This window comes from Streptomyces sp. 1331.2, assembly GCF_900199205.1.
In the GTDB taxonomy this organism is placed as follows: domain Bacteria; phylum Actinomycetota; class Actinomycetes; order Streptomycetales; family Streptomycetaceae; genus Kitasatospora.
Map to the genome: position 1 here is coordinate 1990001 of NZ_OBMJ01000001.1, position 19061 is coordinate 2009061.

16 protein-coding genes are annotated in these 19061 nt (G+C 72.3%); 8 read left to right on the top strand and 8 right to left on the bottom strand.

What is annotated here, in order from left to right:
- Positions 1-65 precede the first annotated feature (65 nt).
- Complete coding sequence (locus tag CRP52_RS08330) at positions 66-554, top strand: GNAT family N-acetyltransferase (RefSeq protein ID WP_097235813.1); 489 nt, start codon at positions 66-68, stop codon at positions 552-554.
- 5 nt (positions 555-559) lie between these two features.
- Here the strand turns inward: CRP52_RS08330 and CRP52_RS08335 are convergent, their stop codons facing one another.
- Positions 560-1252 carry an RraA family protein gene (locus CRP52_RS08335; protein WP_097235814.1) on the bottom strand — a complete coding sequence of 231 codons (693 nt, stop codon included), beginning with the start codon at positions 1250-1252 and terminating at the stop codon, positions 560-562.
- Between the two features lie 148 nt (positions 1253-1400).
- Between CRP52_RS08335 and CRP52_RS08340 the strand changes: the two genes are divergently transcribed.
- Positions 1401-1994, top strand: coding sequence for a Uma2 family endonuclease (locus CRP52_RS08340; RefSeq protein WP_097235815.1), 594 nt, complete (start codon positions 1401-1403; stop codon positions 1992-1994).
- Between the two features lie 64 nt (positions 1995-2058).
- On the opposite strand, the gene CRP52_RS08345 is transcribed toward CRP52_RS08340, so the two are convergent.
- Entirely contained in the window at positions 2059-2988 is a 930-nt protein-coding gene (locus CRP52_RS08345) for a proline dehydrogenase family protein (RefSeq protein ID WP_097235816.1), read from the bottom strand.
- Positions 2989-3198: 210 nt separating this feature from the next.
- A complete protein-coding gene (gene pruA, locus CRP52_RS08350) occupies positions 3199-4827 on the bottom strand; it encodes an L-glutamate gamma-semialdehyde dehydrogenase (RefSeq protein WP_097235817.1) in 1629 nt (542 codons plus the stop codon).
- A gap of 282 nt (positions 4828-5109) precedes the next feature.
- Between pruA and CRP52_RS08355 the strand changes: the two genes are divergently transcribed.
- Positions 5110-6711, top strand: a complete 1602-nt coding sequence (locus tag CRP52_RS08355) for a PucR family transcriptional regulator (RefSeq protein WP_257032360.1) — start codon at positions 5110-5112, stop codon at positions 6709-6711.
- A gap of 42 nt (positions 6712-6753) precedes the next feature.
- On the opposite strand, the gene CRP52_RS08360 is transcribed toward CRP52_RS08355, so the two are convergent.
- Positions 6754-8253, bottom strand: a complete 1500-nt coding sequence (locus CRP52_RS08360; protein ID WP_097235818.1) for an alkaline phosphatase PhoX — start codon at positions 8251-8253, stop codon at positions 6754-6756.
- 254 nt (positions 8254-8507) lie between these two features.
- The gene (locus CRP52_RS08365) at positions 8508-9722 is read right to left on the bottom strand and encodes a hypothetical protein (RefSeq protein ID WP_143685689.1); all 1215 of its coding nucleotides are present in this window, start codon (positions 9720-9722) and stop codon (positions 8508-8510) included.
- Positions 9723-9871: 149 nt separating this feature from the next.
- Here CRP52_RS08365 and CRP52_RS08370 point away from each other — a divergent pair, with 149 nt between their 5' ends.
- Positions 9872-10345 (top strand): VOC family protein, encoded by a 474-nt coding sequence (locus CRP52_RS08370; RefSeq protein ID WP_097235820.1) that lies wholly within the window; start codon positions 9872-9874, stop codon positions 10343-10345.
- A gap of 37 nt (positions 10346-10382) precedes the next feature.
- Here the strand turns inward: CRP52_RS08370 and CRP52_RS08375 are convergent, their stop codons facing one another.
- Positions 10383-11996 (bottom strand): hypothetical protein, encoded by a 1614-nt coding sequence (locus CRP52_RS08375; protein WP_257032361.1) that lies wholly within the window; start codon positions 11994-11996, stop codon positions 10383-10385.
- A gap of 324 nt (positions 11997-12320) precedes the next feature.
- Here CRP52_RS08375 and CRP52_RS08380 point away from each other — a divergent pair, with 324 nt between their 5' ends.
- Positions 12321-13652: an MFS transporter gene (locus CRP52_RS08380; RefSeq protein WP_179852724.1), complete on the top strand. Its 1332-nt coding sequence runs from the start codon at positions 12321-12323 to the stop codon at positions 13650-13652.
- A 469-nt stretch (positions 13653-14121) separates the two neighbouring features.
- Here the strand turns inward: CRP52_RS08380 and CRP52_RS08385 are convergent, their stop codons facing one another.
- Positions 14122-15447: a helix-turn-helix domain-containing protein gene (locus tag CRP52_RS08385; protein WP_097235822.1), complete on the bottom strand. Its 1326-nt coding sequence runs from the start codon at positions 15445-15447 to the stop codon at positions 14122-14124.
- A 155-nt stretch (positions 15448-15602) separates the two neighbouring features.
- On the opposite strand from CRP52_RS08385, the gene CRP52_RS08390 reads away from it, so the two are divergent.
- The 3 genes from CRP52_RS08390 to CRP52_RS08400 are packed head-to-tail and all read left to right on the top strand — an operon-like array spanning position 15603 to position 18276.
- The gene (locus tag CRP52_RS08390; protein WP_097235823.1) at positions 15603-16595 is read left to right on the top strand and encodes a Gfo/Idh/MocA family protein; all 993 of its coding nucleotides are present in this window, start codon (positions 15603-15605) and stop codon (positions 16593-16595) included.
- Positions 16592-17845: a DegT/DnrJ/EryC1/StrS family aminotransferase gene (locus CRP52_RS08395; protein ID WP_097235824.1), complete on the top strand. Its 1254-nt coding sequence runs from the start codon at positions 16592-16594 to the stop codon at positions 17843-17845. Before CRP52_RS08390 ends, CRP52_RS08395 begins: the two co-directional genes overlap by 4 nt.
- The gene (locus tag CRP52_RS08400) at positions 17842-18276 is read left to right on the top strand and encodes an NUDIX hydrolase (protein WP_097235825.1); all 435 of its coding nucleotides are present in this window, start codon (positions 17842-17844) and stop codon (positions 18274-18276) included. Before CRP52_RS08395 ends, CRP52_RS08400 begins: the two co-directional genes overlap by 4 nt.
- A 253-nt stretch (positions 18277-18529) precedes the next feature.
- Here CRP52_RS08400 and CRP52_RS08410 read toward each other — a convergent pair whose 3' ends face one another.
- Positions 18530-18943, bottom strand: a complete 414-nt coding sequence (locus tag CRP52_RS08410; protein WP_097235827.1) for an NUDIX hydrolase — start codon at positions 18941-18943, stop codon at positions 18530-18532.
- Positions 18944-19061 lie beyond the last annotated feature (118 nt).

The window sequence follows — 19061 nt, forward strand, 5'->3', positions numbered from 1 at the left end:
CCGAAATCCTTCGGACCGGTCGAAAACCGCTGGACCGGCCGCCCGTCGCGGACCATCCTGTCCGGATGATCATTCGCGAAGCCACCCCCGAGGACTGGCCGGCCGTCTGGCCGTTCTTCCAGACCATCGTCGCCGCCGGCGAGACCTTCCCGTACCCCCTCGACATGCCCTCCGAGCTCGGCCGGGAGTGGTGGATGCTCGCCGCCCCCGACCGCACGGTGGTCGCGGTGGACGAGGACGGCCGGATCGTCGGCACCGCCAACATGAACCGCAACCGCCCGGGCAACGGCGCGCACGTCGCCAGCGCCAGCTACATGGTCGCCCCGGCCCACCACGGCAAGGGCATCGGGCGGGCCCTGGTCGAGCACACCCTCGACTGGGCCCGCCGATCCGGCTTCCGCGCCATGCAGTTCAACGCGGTGGTCGCCAACAACCACCACGCCGTGAAGCTCTACCAGTCGCTCGGCTTCGAGATCGTCGGCACCGTCCCCGAGGCCTTCCGGCACCCCGTCGACGGGTACGTCGGCCTGCACGTCATGTACCGGAAGCTGTAGGGCGGTTACTCCTCGATCGCCCCGCCGACCCGCCGCAGGTGCTGCCGGAAGCTGTACGACGGGTCGGCGGCGCGGCGCTCCAGGTACGCGTCGAAGGCGGTCTGCCGGCGCAGCGTGCCCCCGGCGGCGATCCGCTGGGCCTGCGCCCGCTCGGTCCGGGCGATCGCCGCGGCCGCCTCCAGCACCTCCCCGACCCGCTCGCCCGGGACGAACACCACCCCGTCCGCGTCGGCGAACACCACGTCCTCGGCACTCACCCGGTGCGGCCCGAACCGCGCCGACAGCAGCGCCTCCGGCTCCCGCTCGTCCAGCCGCAGCGGCCCGAGCGGCAGCGCACCGTAGCTGAACACCGGTAGCCCGATCGCCTGCAGCTCGGCCGTGTCCCGGTGCAGCCCCCACACCACGATCCCGGCGACCCCGGCGGCCCGCGCCTCCAGCACCGCGAGGTCCCCGATGCAGGCCTCGTCCGTCCGCCCCCCGTTGTCGATCACCAGCACGTCCCCCTCCCGCGCGCCCCCGTACGCCTCCAGGAACACGTCCACACTCCCGTAGTGCCGCACCGGCAGCACCCGCCCCGCGGCCCGCGCCCCCACGACAGCCCCCGACACCCCCACCGGCGCCGCCCGCAGCCCCACCCCGAGCCGCACACAGGCATCCGCCACCACCGCCGTCGAAAGCCCGGCAAACTCCTTCAGCATCCCCAACTCCTCCCACCGACGCCCCAGTTCACCACCCTGAGATCCTAGGACGGGACTCAAACTCACACCATCGGGTGAAAGTCCGCCGCATACGGCATAACCCGGTCAAACAGCGAATAGCGTGACGCCCATCTGAAGGAGGGGCATCATGAGTGCTGTGGCGCATGAGCAACCGATCACGGACTCCCCATCACAGGCCGACATCCTGCTGGAGAGCTTCCTGAGCCTGCACTCCCCCGAAGGCTTCCGAGCCGAGCTCATCGAGGGAGAGATCATCGTGGCACCACCGCCGGACGGCGATCACGAGGACTACATCGACCTGCTGATCGACCAGGTGAAAGCCAAGTCCAAGGTCCACATGCAGGTGTCCGGCGGAAAGGGCCTCCGCCTGGTCAGTGGCGGCCTCTGCCCGAAAAACCACGTCATCCCGGATGCGACGTTCGCGCCGCGAGACCTCCGTGTCTTCCGCGGCGCCCCGCCGTGGATGGAGCCTGACGGCGTGGCCCTGGTCGCCGAGGTCACCTCCAGCAAGCCCGACCAGGACCGCATCACCAAACGGCACTGCTACGCCCGCGCCGGCATCCCGCTCTACCTCCTCGTCGATCGTGAGAAGTCGCAGGTGAGCCTCTTCAGCCAGCCCCATCGGGAGGAGTACACCGAGGTACACCTGGCCGCCTTCGGCGAGCCTCTGGCCCTCCCCGCCCCCTTCGAGTTCGAGCTGGACACCAAGGACTTCCTCTAGAACCACGAGAACGGCCCGCACCCCCCGTCAGGGGTGCGGGCCGTCGCGCGCGGTGCGGCCGGGATCAGCCGCGGGTGGCCATGGCGCGCAGGAAGAAGGTCAGGTTGGCCGGGCGCTCGGCGAGGCGGCGCATGAAGTAGCCGTACCACTCCTGGCCGTACGGGAGGTAGACGCGCATCGTGTTGCCCTCGCCGGCGAGGCGCAGCTGCTCCTCGGGGCGGATGCCGAACAGCATCTGGTACTCGAAGGAGTCCCGCTTGCGGCCGTTCCACTGGGCCAGCTGGCCGGCGATCTTGATCATGTTGGGGTCGTGCGAGGCGATCATCGGGTAGCCCTCGCCCGCCATCAGGATCTTCAGCGCGCGGACGTACGCGAGGTCGACCTCGTGCTTGCCCTGGAAGGCGACCGACTCGGGCTCCTTGTAGGCGCCCTTGCACAGCCGCACGCGCGAGCCGGCGCCGGAGAACTCCCGGCAGTCGGCCTCGGTGCGGCGCAGGTAGGCCTGCAGCACGACGCCCAGCCACGGGAAGTCCGCCCGCAGTTCGCGCGCGATGGCGAGGGTGGAGTCGGTGGTGGTGTGGTCCTCCATGTCGAGGGTCACCGTGGTGCCGGCGTCGGCGGCGGCCTCGCAGATGCGGCGGGCGTTCTCCAGCGCGATCTTCTCGCCGTCCACCGGGAGGAACTGGCCGACGGCCGAAAGCTTGACCGACACCTCGGCGCCGGCCGCCAGGCCGGTCTCCTTGAGGGCCTTGAGCAGGTGCTCGTAGGCCTCGGCGGTGCCGGCGGCCTGGGCGGCGTCCTGGGTGTCCTCGCCGAGGTGGTCCAGGGTGACCTTGCGGCCGGTGGCGATCAGGTCGTCGGTGGCGGTGACCGCGTCGTCGAGGACGTCGCCGGCGACGAAGCGCTCGACTATCGCGTGGGTCGGCGGGAACTTCTCGACCACGGTGCGGACCTGCGGCGACCGGGAGGCCGCGAGAAGGGCGGAACGGAGCATCGTGACTCCTGGAGCTGGTGTTTCCAAGGGTGGCAGAAAGGGGGCCGGGGCGGCGGCGTCAGGGGTGCCGCGCGTAGCGCGTCCCAAGAAGGGTGGCGGTGGGCGACGGGTGGGAAGGGCCGCCGCCCCGGCGGGGCGACGCCCGGCTGCGGGACCGGGCGTCGCGGGTGACCGATGGCTACTGGGCGAGCCGACGGTTCAGGGGGCTGGTCAGCCCATGTGCGGGTAGCGGTAGTCCGTCGGCGGGACGAAGGTCTCCTTGACCGAGCGGGTCGAGGTCCAGCGCGCCAGGTTCTGCTTGGCACCGGCCTTGTCGTTGGTGCCGGAGGCCCGGCCGCCGCCGAAGGGCTGCTGGCCGACGACGGCGCCGGTCGGCTTGTCGTTGATGTAGAAGTTGCCGGCCGCGAAGCGCAGCTTCTGCATCGCGTCCTGGGCGGCCGCGCGGTCCTGGGAGATGATCGAGCCGGTCAGGCCGTACGGCGACACCGACTCCATCTGAGCCAGCATCTCCTCGTACTTCTCGTCCTCGTAGACGTACACGGCGAGGATCGGGCCGAAGTACTCGTCGCGGAAGTACTCGCTCGCCGGGTCCTGGCAGACCAGGACGGTCGGGCGGACGAAGTAGCCGACGGAGTCGTCGTAGGTGCCGCCGGCGATGACCTCGACCTGCGGGTCGGCCTGGGCGCGGTCGATCGCGGCCTTGTTCTTGGCGAAGGCGCGCTCGTCGATGACGGCCGACATGAAGTTGGACAGGTCGGTGACGTCGCCCATGGTGAGGCCGTCGACCTCGGCGGCGAACTCGTCCTTCAGGCCCGCCCACAGCGAGGCGGGGACGTAGGCGCGGCTGAGCGCCGAGCACTTCTGGCCCTGGAACTCGAAGGCGCCGCGGGTCATCGCGGTCTTCAGCACGGCCGGGTCGGCGGACGGGTGGGCGACCAGGAAGTCCTTGCCGCCGGTCTCGCCGACGATCCGCGGGTAGGTGCGGTAGCCGGCGATGTTGTTGCCGACCTCGCGCCACAGGTGCTGGAAGGTGGCGGTGGAGCCGGTGAAGTGGATGCCGGCCAGCGCCGGGTGCTTCAGCGCGACCTCGGAGACGGCCAGGCCGTCGCCGGTCACCATGTTGATGACGCCCTTGGGCAGACCGGCCTCCTCCAGCAGCTGCATCAGCAGGTGCGCGGAGTACTGCTGGGTCGGGGACGGCTTCCACAGCACCACGTTGCCCATCAGCGCGGGCGCGGTCGGCAGGTTGCCGGCGATCGCGGTGAAGTTGAACGGGGTGATCGCGTAGACGAAGCCCTCCAGCGGGCGGTGGTCGCTGCGGTTCCACACGCCGTCCGAGGAGATCGGCTGCTCGGCCATGATCTGGCGGGCGAAGTGCACGTTGAAGCGCAGGAAGTCGACCAGCTCGCAGGGGGTGTCGATCTCGGCCTGCTGGGCGGTCTTGGACTGGCCGAGCATGGTGGCGGCGGCCAGGGTCTCGCGCCAGGGGCCGGCCAGCAGGTCGGCGGCCTTGAGGAAGATCGCGGCGCGGGAGTCGAAGGAGAGCGCCTGCCAGGCCGGGGCAGCGGCCAGGGCAGTGTCGATGGCTTCCTGCGCGTCGGCCTGGGTGGCGTTGCGCAGGGTGCCGAGCCGAGCCGCGTGGTTGTGCGGCTGGACGACGTGGATCTCGGTGCCGCCGCCCATCCGGCGCTCACCGTTGATCGTCATGGTCAGCTGGACCGGCTCCTGGCCGCCCAGCTCCTTCAGCTTGGCCTCCAGACGGGCCCGTTCCGGGCTCCCGGGGGCGTAGCTGTGGACCGGCTCGTTCACCGGCGCGGGGACCTGGGTCACAGCGTCCATAGAGCGCACGCTCTCCTTCGTTCAATGCGGGGGGATTGCCGGCGCGGGTCGCACGCCGGCCACAGCACGAACGCTATTCCTGGCCACCGGGCCACTTGATTGGCCGGGCGGCTAAATTCCCCCGTACGGCGTTGTCCGGCCCGACCAAGGAGGTCACGCCGCGGTCACGGGGGCGGCCACGAGCACCGGCACCACCAGGGCCGCCGAAGCCGAGCCGCACGGCTGTCCGCACGGCTAAAATCGACCGGACGCCGTTGTCCGAGCGGATGAAGGAGCCCCGGAGTGACCACCCCCGGCCTGCCGCTCCGCCAGCTGCTGATGTCCCTCGGTGAGCCCCTGGTCGAACTCCAGGCCGCCCCGCAGGGCCTGGACGTCCCGGTGCGCGACGTCGCGATCCTCGACCCGGAGGACCCGCCGACCGCCGCCCCCGGCGAACTCGTCCTCGCGATCGGCGCCCGCGGCCGCGCCGCCCTGCCCGCCCTGCGCGCCGCCGGCCGGGCGGGCGCGGCCGCCGTCGCGGTCAAGCTGGACGGGCCGGGCCAGGCCGACGCGCTGCGCGAAGCCGCCACCGAGGCGGGCGTGGCCCTGCTCTCGGTGCGCCGCGAGACCCGCTGGGAGCACCTGGACTCCCTGGCCCGGGCGATCATCGCCGGCCCGGACGCCCCGGACGCGCCCGGCGCCCCCGAACCCAACGCGGGCGACCTCTTCTCCCTCGCCCAGACCGTCGCCGTGCTCACCAACGGCATCGTCTCGATCGAGGACACCTCCAGCCGGGTGCTGGCCTACTCCCGCTCCTCCGACTCCGACGAGGTCGACGACCTGCGCCGGCTCTCCATCCTCGGCTGGCAGGGCCCGGAGCCGTACCTGTCCAAGCTCCGCGAGTGGGGCATCTTCCAGCACCTGCGCAGCTCGGACGCCCCGATCGCGGTCGAGCCGCACCCCGAGCTCGGCCTGCGCCGCCGGCTGGCCGTCGGCATCCGGGCCGGGGCGCAGCCGCTCGGCACCATCTGGGTGCAGGAGGGCGCGCAGCCGCTGGCCCCGCTGGCGGAGCAGGCCCTGGTCGGTGCGGCGCGGGTCGCGGCGGCCCAGCTGGTGCGCCGCCGCCGGGAGCTGTCCGCCGACGTCCGGCTCACCCGGACGCTGCTCACCGGTCTGCTGGAGGGCTCCACCGGCCCCCAGTCGCTCGCCACCCACCTGGGCCTGGACGTGCGCCGCCCGGCCACCGTGCTGGCGTACGGCGCGCACACCACCGAGGCGCTGCACCGCGCCGACGTCACCGGCCTGATCTCGGTGCACACCGCCGCCCGGCACCGCACCGCGCTGCTCGCCCCGATCGAGTCCCGGGTGTACGTGCTGCTGCCCGAGCTGCCGCCCGGCCTGCCGATGGCCACCGTGCGCGGCTGGGCCTCGGAGGTGGTGACGGCCGCCCGGGAGCACCTCGGCGTGCCGCTGCGCGCCGCGATCGGCTCGACCGTCGACGGCCTGGCGCAGGTGCCCGACTCCCGTGCGCAGGCGGACCGCATCCTGGACGCGATGGGCCGCGGCGGGGTGGACCTGGACGTCGCGGCGCTGATCGACGTCCAGGCGGAGGTGCTGGTCAGCGAGGTGCTGGCGCTGCTGCAGGAGCGCGGGGGCCTGCGCGACCCCCGGCTGACCGCGCTCACCGCGTACGACCGCCGGCACGGCACCCGGCTCGCCGAGTCGGTGCTGGCCTGGCTGGACGCGCTCGGCGAGGTCCGGGTGGCCGCCGACGCCCTGCACATCCACCCCAACACCCTGCGCTACCGGGTGCGCCGCGCCGAGCAGTTGACCGGCATCGACCTCGCCCAGCCGCAGCAGCGGCTGCTGGCGATGCTGCAACTGCGGCTGCCCGCGGACGAGTAGGACACCCCCTGGTCCGCGGGCAGCCTGCGCAGGTCTAGCGGGTCACCGGCCGTAGCCCTGGCCGCGCTTGTGCTCGTTCAGCCGGTGCCACGGGCCGGTGATGGCCAGCTGGATGCCCGGCGTCTGGATGTTGGCGAACAGGGTCCTGCCGTCGTCCGAGAAGGTCACCCCGGTGAACTCGCTGAACTCGGGCTTCTCGGCGGTGCCGATGTTCAGCTCGTTGCGGGCGATCGGGTAGACCAGCCCGTCCTCGGTGGCGCCGAACAGGTGCGAGACGCCCTCGCCGTCCTCGCAGATCACGATGCCGCCGTACGGCGAGACGGTGATGTTGTCCGGGCCGTCGAAGTTGTCGTGGTCGCCCCAGACGTCGGTGTTGACGCCCAGCAGGACTTTCAGGGTGATGGTGCGGCGGGCCGGGTTGAAGAACCAGACCTGGCCGTCGTGCTGCAGCGGGCTCTCCGAACGGGCGTAGCTGGAGACGAAGTAGAAGCCGCCGTCACCCCACCACATGCCCTCCAGCTTGCGGGCCCGGGTGACCTCGCCGTCCTTGAACTGCTTGCGGACGGAGACGGTCCTGGCGTCGCGGTCCTGGACCTTGACCCAGTCCACGCCGTAGGTGGTGCCGACCTTGGTGGCGCGGGAGAGGTCGTCGACGAGCTTGCCCCGGGAGTCGAAGACCTTGAAGGCCTCCAGGGTGCCGGCGTCGGCGGCGAGCGCGCGCAGCCGGTGACGGCCGTGCTCGAAGCCGGCCGGCGGGGTCCAGCGGAACAGCAGGCCGTTGGGGTTCGAGGCGTCCTCGGTCAGGTAGACGTGGCCGCGCCTGGGGTCCACCACGACGGCCTCGTGCGCGTAGCGGCCGAAGGCCTTCACCGGCTGCGGGTCGCGGTTGTAGTCGTCGTCGAACGGGTCGACCTCGAAGACGTAGCCGTGGTCCTTGGTGAAGCCGTTCTTGCCGGCCTTGTCCTCGGTTTCCTCGCCGGACAGCCAGGTGCCCCACGGGGTGATGCCGCCGGCGCAGTTGGTGGCGGTGCCGGCGATGCCGACCCACTGCTCGACCGTGCCGTCCCGCTTGGCGTGCACGATGGTGCAGCCGCCGGCCGCGCCCGGGTCGTAGACGTGGCCCTCGGTCAGCGGCACCGGGTGCGGCCAGTTGGCGCGGGCGCCGGACAGCTCGTGGTTGACGACCATGTAGTTGCCGCCGTGCTCGTCCTCGAAGGCGGAGGTGCCGTCGTGGTTGCTCGGGGTGAACTCGCCGGTGCGCAGCCTGGTGACGCCGGCCCGGTTGAGGACCTTGTACGCGAAGCCCTTGGGCAGCGACAGCAGGCCGGCCGGGTCCTGGACGAGCGGGCCGTAGCCGACGGCGGTGCCGCCGGCCGCGTTGGTCCCGGCGGCCGTGGCGGTCGCGGCGGCCGGGGCCTCACCGCCGGCCGGGGCGGCGATCGCGCCGGGGGCGCTGGCCAGGGCCTCGGCACTACCGGCGATCAGGACACCGGCCCCGACGATGGTGGAACGGTTGACGAAGTCCCGGCGGGACAGCGACATGGCAGCAACTCCTGGGGGATGAACGGGGTGTCCGGGCGGGGTGTCCGGGGCAGGTCATCGGCGGGATGCCGACGCCCAGCAGGCTCCGCCGAGCGGGTGAACCCGGCATGACGTCCACCTCACGCCGAGGCGGCCATTTGCCAACCGATGACCGACGCATGACCTCCGCTTTGCCAAACCGGCCTTGCCAAACCGTCGCTTCGCCGACCGCCGTCAGCGCAACTCCGTCCCGCCCGTCGGCGCCGTACCGACCGTCAGCGCCGCGTCGCCCGCCACTGCTCCCAGGCCGCCAGCCACAACTGCTCGGCCAGCGCGTGCTCCTCCCAGACCCCCGCCCCGCCGCCGCCCGGCCGCTCCCGCCACAGCTGCTCCCAGGCCCGTTGCGCGGGCAGGCTGGCCACCTCGCTGGCGAACACCGTGTACCGGACGACCTCCTCGACGGCCGCCTCGCCCTCCGCCGTGCCGACCAGCCAGTGCGTCTGCTGCGACAGCCGGTTGAGGTGGTTGACCATCGAGGTCACCGCCGCCGCGGCCTCCTCCCGGGTCTCGGTGGCCAGCCGCATCTGCTGGCGCACCGCCGCCTCCCAGCGCACCGCGCAGGCGTCCCCGCGCAGCCCGCGCGGCAGCCTCGGCGTGCGCCCGGCCCGGACCTGCGCCTCGATCGCGGCGGTCTCCGCGATGCTCTGGGCGATCAGCGCCCGGTGCGTCTCCAGCCCGACGGCGGGCGGCAGTTCACGCTCCTCGACCGGGACGTACCGGGCCTGCCGGGTGGCGAGGTCGCGCAGCAGGTCGGTGCGCCCGCGCAGGTACCGCTCGAAGTCCGTGATCCCGCCGAGCTCCACCCGGCCCGGGTCGACCCCGCGCCCGCACACCGTCACGGTCAGCCCGCCGACCCGCAGCCGCCCGGCCCACACCGGCCCGGCGCCGTCCACGGCGGCGCCGCCCGCCGAGGCGCCGGCGCCCACCGGGCAGCCGGGCCGCAGCACCGGCCGGTCCTCGTGCACCTCCACCGCGCAGGGCTCGCCGTCCACCGTGATCCACTCGCGCAACGCGCGCACCCGGCCCGGCCCGTCGCCCTCGTCCACGCCCAACTGCTCGTACACGCGGTCCCGTTCGTCCTCGACCACGTCCTCCAGCTCGGGCAGCGGCTCGCACCGCTCGGCCCCCGGCCGGTAGGTGCGCACGGTCACGTACGGCCCGGCCGCCGAGCGCCACTCGCCGCACTGCACCTCGACCCAGCGCAGCACCCCGCTGGAGGTCTCGAAGGCGGCCAGCGCCTCCCCGGTACGGGCCGGCCCGTCGGTCACGCCGTACACCGGGAAGTCGGCCGCGGCGAGGGTCCGGCGGGAGAACTCCTCCTGGTCGGCGAAACGATCCTCCCGGACCGTCCCGTCCGGGGCGGGGCCCGAAGGCCCGGTGTTCCACTCCTGGTGCCTGCCGCCGCTCTCCCGCATCATCCTGTGCCGCACCCCCGAGTCCTCGCGCCCGCACCGCTGACGCCACCTTACGTGCCCGCTGCTGCCGGGTCATCAGCTCGGCTGCCGGACCGGGGCGGTGGATGCCGGCGACAGTCGTGTCAGGAGGCCCCGTTGTCAGCCGCCCTCCCTAACCTGGCGGCATGACAGCACAGAGCAGCACGGCGGAGGGCACCGCGCCGCAGGCCGGTTTCCCCGCCAGGATCAGCATCGTCACCCTCGGGGTGTCCGACCTCGACCGCAGCACCGCCTTCTACGAGGCCCTCGGCTGGCGGCGCTCCACCGCCTCCAGCCCGGAGATCGTCTGGTTCCGCACCGCCGACTCGGTGCTCGGCCTCTTCCCCACCGAGGAGCTGGCCGCCGACGCCGGCGTCCCCGCCACCGGCGAGCCCACCTTCCGCGGCGTCACCCTCGCGGTGAACCTGGAGTCCCCCGCGCTGGTGGACGCCGCGCTGGCGACGGCGGTCGAGGCCGGCGCCGTGGTGGTCAAGCCGCCGGTCCCGACCGACTGGGGCGGCTACTCCGGCTACTTCGAGGACCCGGACGGCCACCTCTGGGAGCTGGCCCACAACCCGTTCTTCCCCTTCACCGAGGACGGCTCCCTGGACCTCCCCTGAGCCTGAGCTCTGCCCGCCGCCGACTCGGTTCCTCGGCTCAGTTCTTCGACCGCGCCTTGAAGGCCGCCTTGCGCGCCTCCTTGGCCAGCGCCCGCTCCGGGTGCAGCTCCCCGATCGCCTCCAGGACGTCCGCCGTGTACGGGTGGTCGACCCGCCACAGCTCGCCGAACCACCCCGCCGGGTCGTCGGTCACCGGCAGGTCGGTGATCAGCTCGCGCAGCAGCTCGGCGTCGCCGCCGTTGTCCAGCAGCTGGGCCGCAAAGGTGTCGACCACCGTCCACAGCGCCATCGTCCGGTCCGGCACCGGCACGTCCGTCGCGCCCTGCGCGGTCAGCCAGGCCCGGGCCGAGCCGCCCAGCTCCGGGTCGTCCAGCACCTCCCGGACGGCCGGCTCGGAGCCGGGCCCCAGCAGGTTGAGCGCCGAGACGCAGAGCATCCGCCGCAGCGGGCCGTACGCGTCGCTGCCCCGTGCGGCCGCCAGCAGCTCGCGCGCCGCCGCCACCGGCTCCCGGCCTGCGGTCCAGACCCGCAGCTCCTCCTCCGGCAGCACGTTGGCCGACTCGCACACCGCGCGCAGCAGCTCGGCCGCGTCCCCCTGGGCCAGGTCGCCGACCAGCGGCGCGTCGTAGCCGTCCTCCAGCAGCCACTGCCGGATGCCGTACTGGCCGAGCGGGGTGAGCCGGACCAGGCCGAAGCGGGCCGACTCCTCCTCGTCCAGCGGCTCCTCGCCGACGACGGCGGCCTCCTCGCCGTCCTCCTCGTCGAAGAGTTCCGGGTCGATCGGGCGGTACTCCAGCAGGCCCAGCTCGGCCAGGTCGCCCAGCATCGGGTCGAGCGCGACCATCACGTCGGTGATGTCGCCCAGCAGCTCCTCGTCGGGCTCCTCGCCCTCCGGCACCACCAGCAGCGCGGCGAGCACGCCCAGCGGCACGGTCTCGTTGCCCGGCTCGGCAAAGGCGGTGGTCTCGTAGAGCACCTGCAGGGCCTCGTCCAGCAGTTCGGCAGCCGCGTCCCGGGCCTCCTCGACCTCGTTCAGGCCGTCCTCGTCCTCCTCCGCTGCGGCTTCCCCGGGCTCGGCGTCCTCCTCCGGCAGCGAGTCCGCCTCCACGGCGAGCTCCCGGACGATTCCGGCAGCGGTCAGCCACAGCTCCAGGACGGTCTCGGTGTCGCCCTGCTCGGCGGGTTCGAGGTCCGGCCCGGGGACGGCGACGTGCTCGCCCTCCGCGGTCGTACCCAGCTCCACCAGGTCCAGGTCGCAGGCCAGCGACCAGGCGCGCAGGGCCTCGACCTCGGCCTCCTCGGGCACCTCGCCCTCGGCCGGGGCCAGGCCCAGCAGCCGGGCCGCGGGCGCCCGGTCCTCCTCCACGAGGTCACCGAACTCGTCCACCGTCCGGTGCGGGGCGGCCCAGCGGGCCAGCGCCAGCGCGTACCCGAGCATCGGGACGGCCTTCGCCTGCGCGGCCAGCTCCTCCTCCGGGGGCAGCTTCACCGGCGGTACCAGCACGGCCGCGTCGTCCAGGTCCTCGTCATCCAGCCCGTGCGCGGCGAAGGCCCCGTAGAGGTCCTGGAGCTCCAGGTCGGCGGGCAGGACCGCCTCGACCGCACCCTCTCCCCCTGAAGCACCGGCGTTCTTCCGACGTCGTCCGGCCATCGTTGTGCGCTCTCCCTCAGCCAGCGGTCAGCCCAACAGCGCCGCGTACCCGATCCACCACCTCAGCGTATAGGCCGGGCACCCCCGATGCCCGGCCTCAAGGGGCGCGCACAGGGGCGCGCGGCGTATCCGTGCGCCCACCCCTTATCCTTCGATCTGGTACCGCGCACACCCCGCGCGGGCCACTCGGGCAACGAAGCCCCCTGCCACACTCATCCGCTCCATCAGGGAGCCCGCACCGCGGCCACCACCACAGCGCCTCAGGACGGGCGCGCCGGCACACCCTGCCGCCCCGGTGGGGCCCAGCCACAGGAGACCCCTGAGATGGCGGACCTCTCCCCCGCCGGCTCCGGCCTGCGCACCGCGCAGCTCGACGGACGCCGACTGTCGGAGGCCCTGCTCCCCCTGGAGCTCGCGCCGCGCGCCCAGCTCCAGCTCGCCGCGATCAGCCGCTGGAACGCGCTGCGCGGCGTCCGCGTCGGCCTGGTGGCCGCCGCCCTGCTGTTCATGCTCATCGGTGCCAACCTGGCGACGCCGATCTACCCGCTCCTCCAGCAGCGCCTCGGCCTCGGCCCGCTCGACACCACGATCCTCTTCACGATCTACGTGTTCGCCCTGGTCCCGGTGCTGGCCATCGTCGGCCACTGGTCCGACCACCTCGGCCGCCGCGCCCTGATCCTGCCTGCCGTCGGCCTGGCCGCCGCCGGCGACGTGGTGTTCGCGACCTCGGGCAGCTTCTGGCAGCTCGCCGCCGGCCGGGCGATCCAGGGCATCGCCGTCGGCCTCTCCACCGGCGCCGCCGGAGCCGCCCTCGGCGACCTGCTGCCCGACCACCCGACGCTCGCCGCCAAGCTCACCCTGGCCTGTTCCGCAGGAGGCGTCGCCCTCGGCCCGATCGTCGGCGCCCTGCTCTCCGGCGGCTCCGACCCGCTGCTCACCCCCTTCCTGCTGCACGCCATCGCGCTGCTGGCGCTGTGCGTGCCGCTGGCCGTCGTCCACCCCCGGATGCCCGGCCGCAACCGCCCGCCGGCCTCCCCGCCCCGCATCACCACCCCGGCCCACCTGCGCCCACAGCGCCTGCGACTGCCGCGCACCGGCCGCCGCGAGTTCCTGCTCGCCGCCACGGCCGGCTTCATCTCCTACGCGGTCTTCGGCGTCTACCTCAGCCTGGCCCCGGCCTTCGCCGCCAAGCTGCTGCACACCCCCTCGCACCTGGTCGGCGCCGTCGTGGCCGCCCTGCTGCTCGGCTCCTCGGCCACCGCCCAGCTGCTCGTCCCCCCGACCTCCGACCGTCTGGTCATCGCCCTCGGCATGACCGGCCTGGCCACCGGCCTGGGCCTGGTCGTCGCCGCCGGCTACACCGGCACCCCCGCACTCCTCTTCATCGGCAGCGTCCTCGGCGGCTCCTGCCAGGGCGTGGCCTTCCGCTCCCTGTTCACCACCGCCGTCGCCGCCCTCAACCCGGAACGCCGCGGATCCGAACTGAGCGCCCTCTGGGTCATCGTCTACCTCGGCAGCTCCCTCCCCATCGTCATCGTCGGCGCCCTGGTCCAGCACTACGGCCTCCTCCCCGCCGTCAGCGGCTTCGCCACCCTCGCGGCCGTCCTGTGCGCGGCCCTGGCAGTCGCCGTCGCCCGCAAACCCAAGGCAGCCTGACCCGCACACCCGAACGCCGCTGCCCGGGACTTCCGAAGGGGAAGTCCCGGGCAGCGGCGTTCCCGCCACCGGGGTGAACACCCGCGCATCAGCTGCTTCGTTGAGCAGGGCTACCGCCGTTCCCCACCATCCACCCCCCACCCGCCTCCCGGCGGGTGCCCGCCCCGGGCCTCTCCGCGCGCCACCCCGCAGGGCGGCGCGCGGAGACGCCGGAGCAAGGCGAGCTGCCCGTCGGAGGAACGCCCGTAGGCCGCTCCAACTACCAGATGCCGTTGGCGAAAGGGTGGGGGTTCCGCCTCCGCCCACTGGATGCGATCCAGCGGGGCAAAGTGCCGCCAGCCGGGAGGTGCGGGCACGGCCGGTCGTCGGATGCACCCGCTCGCCCAGGAGCTTCACGGCGGCCACACCCAGCCCGGTCTCCTCCGCCGTCTCACGGGGCGTACGCCGTCTCGGCTCTGATCCCGTAACGTCAGCTCGCCTTGAGGCGGTCCATGAGGTCGGCGACACCGTCGACTTGCCGGTAGGGCTTGAACGCCGGGGCGAGCTCGCGCACCAGGGTGACGCACCGCTCGGCACCGATCCGGGTGGCGAGGTCGAGGGACTGGTTCGTGACGGCGAGGGCCTGTTCGACCTCGCGTGCTTGTAGGAGGCTGCGGGCCTCGTAGGTCAGGAAGATCCCGCGGGTCTTGTCGCGGGAGCGTGGCAGCAGACTCATGCCCTCGTCGATGCGGGCGTGCGCTTCGTCCGTACGGCCGAGGTCGAGCATGCACTGGCCGGAGTCGACGGCCAGGTCTGCCGCGCTCATCCACCGGCACCAGCCTGGGGCCGGGTCGGGGCTGTCGGTGAGCAGGGCTGCCTCGGCGGCGGCGAGGTCGCGGTGACAGTCGGAGGCGGCGCCGAGGGCGGCGTGTGCGCGGGCCCGGCGGAGGTAGAGCAGAGACCGGGCGGTGGGGTGCCGGGTGTGGATGAGTGCCTGGCTGAGCGGTTCGACGGCGGCGTCGGGCTGGGTGAGCCAGATCGACTGGTAGGCGAAGTCGGAGAGGATGCCGGCGCCGAGGTCGCGGTCGCGGGCGGCGTGCGCGTTGGTGAGCGCCGCGTTCCAGAGCTTGCCCGCCGCGAAGTGACGCCCCTGGTCGAAGCGGTGCCAGCCGCAGGTACTGGCCAGGGAGGCAGCCAGCAGGTGGAGCCGTCGACCGATGGGCTCGGTGTACCTGCCCTGTGCCAGCAGGTCGGTGACCGTGTCCAGTTGGGCGTCCATCAGCTTCGCGGTGTGCTGCCGCTGTTCGGTGGGCAAGGCGGTCAGCCTGGCGCTGGTGCCATCCAGCCAGTCGACCAGTTCGCCGTCGACGTGCTTACCGTTCAGAGCGGTAGTGAGCCGGTCGGGTTCGAGGGTGGCCCACTGGGCTGAGAGCCCGGCCAGCGCGAGGGCGCTGAAGGTCATGAAGGTGCGGCGGCGACGGTCCATGGCGGCTCTCTGTGCGTCTCGAAGTGCGTGAACGGTGAACGCCGATCCGAGTGGCACCGGTTGTTCCTGGCCGGGCAGCCAGTGAGGCCATTCGTAGGCTTCCAGCTCGCTGATCGGGACGTTGAAGGCTTCGGCGATCAGGAGCTGAGACTCAAAGCTCGGGGTCTTCTTCCAGTTCTCCCACTTGCTGACGGCGGCCTTGTCGGTGCCGGAGCGAAGCCCTTCGGGCCTGTTCCTGGCGGCGTGATGGATGCGGGCCGCGAGGTCGGTCTGAGACCAGCCGCGAAGCGCGCGGGCGTACGCGAGGGGGTGCCGGATCTGGTCGTCCACGAGGCCAATCCCATCATCGACGGTGACCGTCAGCCTACTGCGAGCGATACCGGGACCACCCCAGGACTACAGGCAAAGCCTGGTTGGTGACCGCGAGTTGGGCTCTACTCGTCATGCACCAACAAGTTCCTTCACGACGCGGAAGGAGTCCGCGCATGAAACGACGTGTTGCGGTCATCGGCCTCGGCCACCAGGCGATCGAGGACCACCTGCCCGGCCTGCTCGCCTCCAGCAGGGCCGAGCTCGTCGCGATCTGCGACAGCAACCCCAACACCCTGCGGCAGCGGCAGGAACAGCTCCAGGTCCCGGGATTCACCCGAGCCGGTGAGCTATTGGACGCCGTGGCGCCGGACTTCGTGGTCGTCGCCGTCCCGCACCACGCCGGCCGCGAGGTCGTCCAGGAGTGCGCCGCCCGCGGCGTCCACGTCCTCAAGGAGAAGCCGTTCGCCACATCCGTGTGGGAGGCCCGGGATCTCGCCCAGATCTGCCAGGACGGGCAGGTCGAGCTGATGGTCACCCTCCAGCGACGCTTCAACCCGATCCACGCGAGTGTCGCCGGACTGCTGGACCAGATCGGCATCCCGTTCCTGATCGACGGCCAGTACACCTTCCACACCGACGACCCCGGTGCCGGCTGGCGCGGGGACACCCGACAGGCCGGCGGTGGCTGCATCATCGACATGGGCTACCACCTCATCGACCTGCTGCTGTGGTACTTCGGCTTGCCCAGCCGGGTCATCGCCGAGTTCTCCGCCGCCGCCGTCCCCGGTGGCGGGTACGACGCGGAGGACACCGCCGTCATCCAGCTCGGCTACGACACAGACTTGTACGGCTCGGTGCTGCTGTCCCGGTGGGTGGCTCCGAAGACCGAGCGCCTGCACGTGGTCGGCACCCGCGGCTCGGTTCTGCTGGCCAAGGGCCAGGTCCAGCGGCTCGACCTGCACGGCGCCGTGGTGGAGGAGCTGACCCGACCGCACGCGCCCGCCTCGGCAGCGACCACGCAGATCGACTACTTCTGCCGGGTCCTGGACGGCGAGCGGCCCAACACGTCCGGCCCCGACCAGCACCTCGCGCACGCCGCGTTCATCGCCTCCTGCTACCAGTCCAAGACAGTGGGGCGCTACATCGATCCGAAGGAGATGCTGTGACCAGCACGCTCGCCCTGCTCGGTGGCAAACCCGCCGTCACCGCCGCGGGCCCGCACTTCACCTGGCCGCCGATCGACGACACCACTCGCGCCAAGGTCGCCGCCCAGCTGGAGGAGTCGATCTCCATTCCCGGCCGGTCCGGCATCGTGGCCGAGCTGGAGGACGGTCTGCAGGAGTACTTCGGCGTCCGGCACGCGGTCACCACCAGCTCCGGCACCGCCGCCCTGCACGCCACCTACTGGGCCACGCGGATCAAGCCCGGCGACGAGGTGATCGTCCCGGCGTGGACGTTCCACGCCACCGCCTCCCCGCTGTTCCACCTCCGCGCGGTGCCGGTGCTGTGCGAGACCCGGCCGGACGGCAACATCGACCCGAGCCGGATTGAGGAGCTGATCACCCCCCGCACTCGGGCTGTCATGGTCACCCACCTGTGGGGCAAGCCCGCCGACATGACCGACCTCGTCGCCGTCGCGCACGCCCACGACCTGGCGGTGCTGGAGGACGGCTCCCACGCCCACGGCGCGAGCATCGCCGGGCAGAAGGCCGGCACGTTCGGCCTCGCCTCGGCCTTCTCCCTCAACGGTCCCAAGCCGCTGTCCGGCGGTGAGGGCGGGTTCGTCCTGACGGACGATGACGACACCTACCACCGGGTCATCGCGTTCGCGCACTACAACAAGCGGGCCAGGGCCGAGATCCCGGAAAGCCATCCGCTCGCGCGGTACGCGGTCACCGGGGCCGGCCTCAAGCTCCGCATCCACCCGCTGGCCGCCGCCATCGCCCACGACCAGCTCGCCCGTCTCGACGGCTACCTCGCCGGCCGGGCGGAGATCGCCCACTACCTCACCGGTCGGCTGGCCCTGATACCGGGCCTGGAGGTCACCGAGCTGCCCGAAGGAGTGGTCCCGTCCTGGTACGGGTTGACGCTCACCTACCAGCCCGACGCGCTCGGCGGACTGCCGATCGCGCGGTTCCGCCAGGCACTGATCGCCGAGGGCGCCACCGAGTTCGACCAGCCCGGTTCCACCTGCCCGATGAACCAGCTGCCGCTGTACCAACAACCCAGCATGCTGTTCCCCGGCCACCCGCATTCCCACCGCCGGTACAGGCCGGGGGACTTCCCGGTCGCCGAGCACGCCCACGCTCACACGATCAAGCTCCCGGTCTGGCATCGTGAACAGGATCTGGAGCTGGCCGAGCAGTACGTCCGCGCGGCCATCAAGATCAGCGACCACCACGAGGAGCTGCTGTGACCGTCACCTCCCCCGAGTTCGCCGCCGGCCTGGCGGCCGAGGCCGAAACCGCCGGCATCACCGGGTTCGTCGCCGCCGCCGTGATCAACCACGAGGGCCGCATCCTGCTCGTGCGCCGCAACCCCGACGACTACATGGGCGGCCTGTGGGAGATCCCCTCCGGAACGGTCGAGCCCGGGGAGACCATCCTGGACGCCCTCCACCGGGAGACGGCCGAGGAGACCGGCCTGGCCATCGACCAGGTCACCGCCTACATCGGACACTTCGACTACGAGAACAGCCGCGGTGGCACCACCCGCCAGTTCAACTTCGCGGTCACCGTGGAGAAGACCGAACCGGTCGTCCTCAGCGAGCACGACGCCCACCAGTGGGCCCTCCCCAGTGACCTGCCCGAGGTGAGCGACGCGGTTCGCGAGCTGATCACACGCTGAGACGTACGAGTGTGGCGGGGCCCCTCGGATTCCCCGAGGGGCCCCGCCACACTACGGTCAAGACGACCTGCTGCGACTCGAAAAGGGTGGGTTCCGCCTCCGCCCACTGGATGTGATCCAGCGGGCAAAGTGCCGCCAGCCGGGAGGTGCGGGCATGGGGTGTGTCGGCGCCCCAGGCGTTGATGCGCACAAGGTCCATGGCGGCGCCGGTGCGACCTCCGGCTCCATGGGTGGCCAGCCATGGAGCCGGAGGTCAGGCAGTCAGCGCAATGTCCAGGTACGCCTGCACCGGCTCGAAGAGCCCGTACGGCACGTACTCGGGGATCTCGGCAAGGGTCACCCACGCGAGGGCGTCCAGCTCGTCCGTGTCCACCACCTCGGCGGTGCCGCTCACGATCTCGCAGGCCGTGTACGACATCAGCCGCCCGGTCTTCGGATGCACCCGCTCGCCCAGGAGCTTGACCGCGGCCACGCCGAGTCCGGTCTCCTCTGCAGTCTCACGGACGGCCGCCTCCTCAGGGGACTCGCCGGTCTCGATCTTGCCGGCCGGGAACTGCCAGGAGAGCTGGCCCTCGCTCACCCGCCGCCGGACCATCAGAACGCGGCCCTCGCGGACCACGATCGCGGCGGCAACGCCCGCGCGTTCCTCCGCAGCCTGCTGTGTCACGTCTGCTCCTCCAGGGCGGCCAGGACAGGTGGAATGGCCGGGTTGTGGTTGATGAATCGGGACATCGAGGTTGCCGGTCCGAGGTGATGCAGCAGAGAGCGCTGAATCTAGCTTGCGT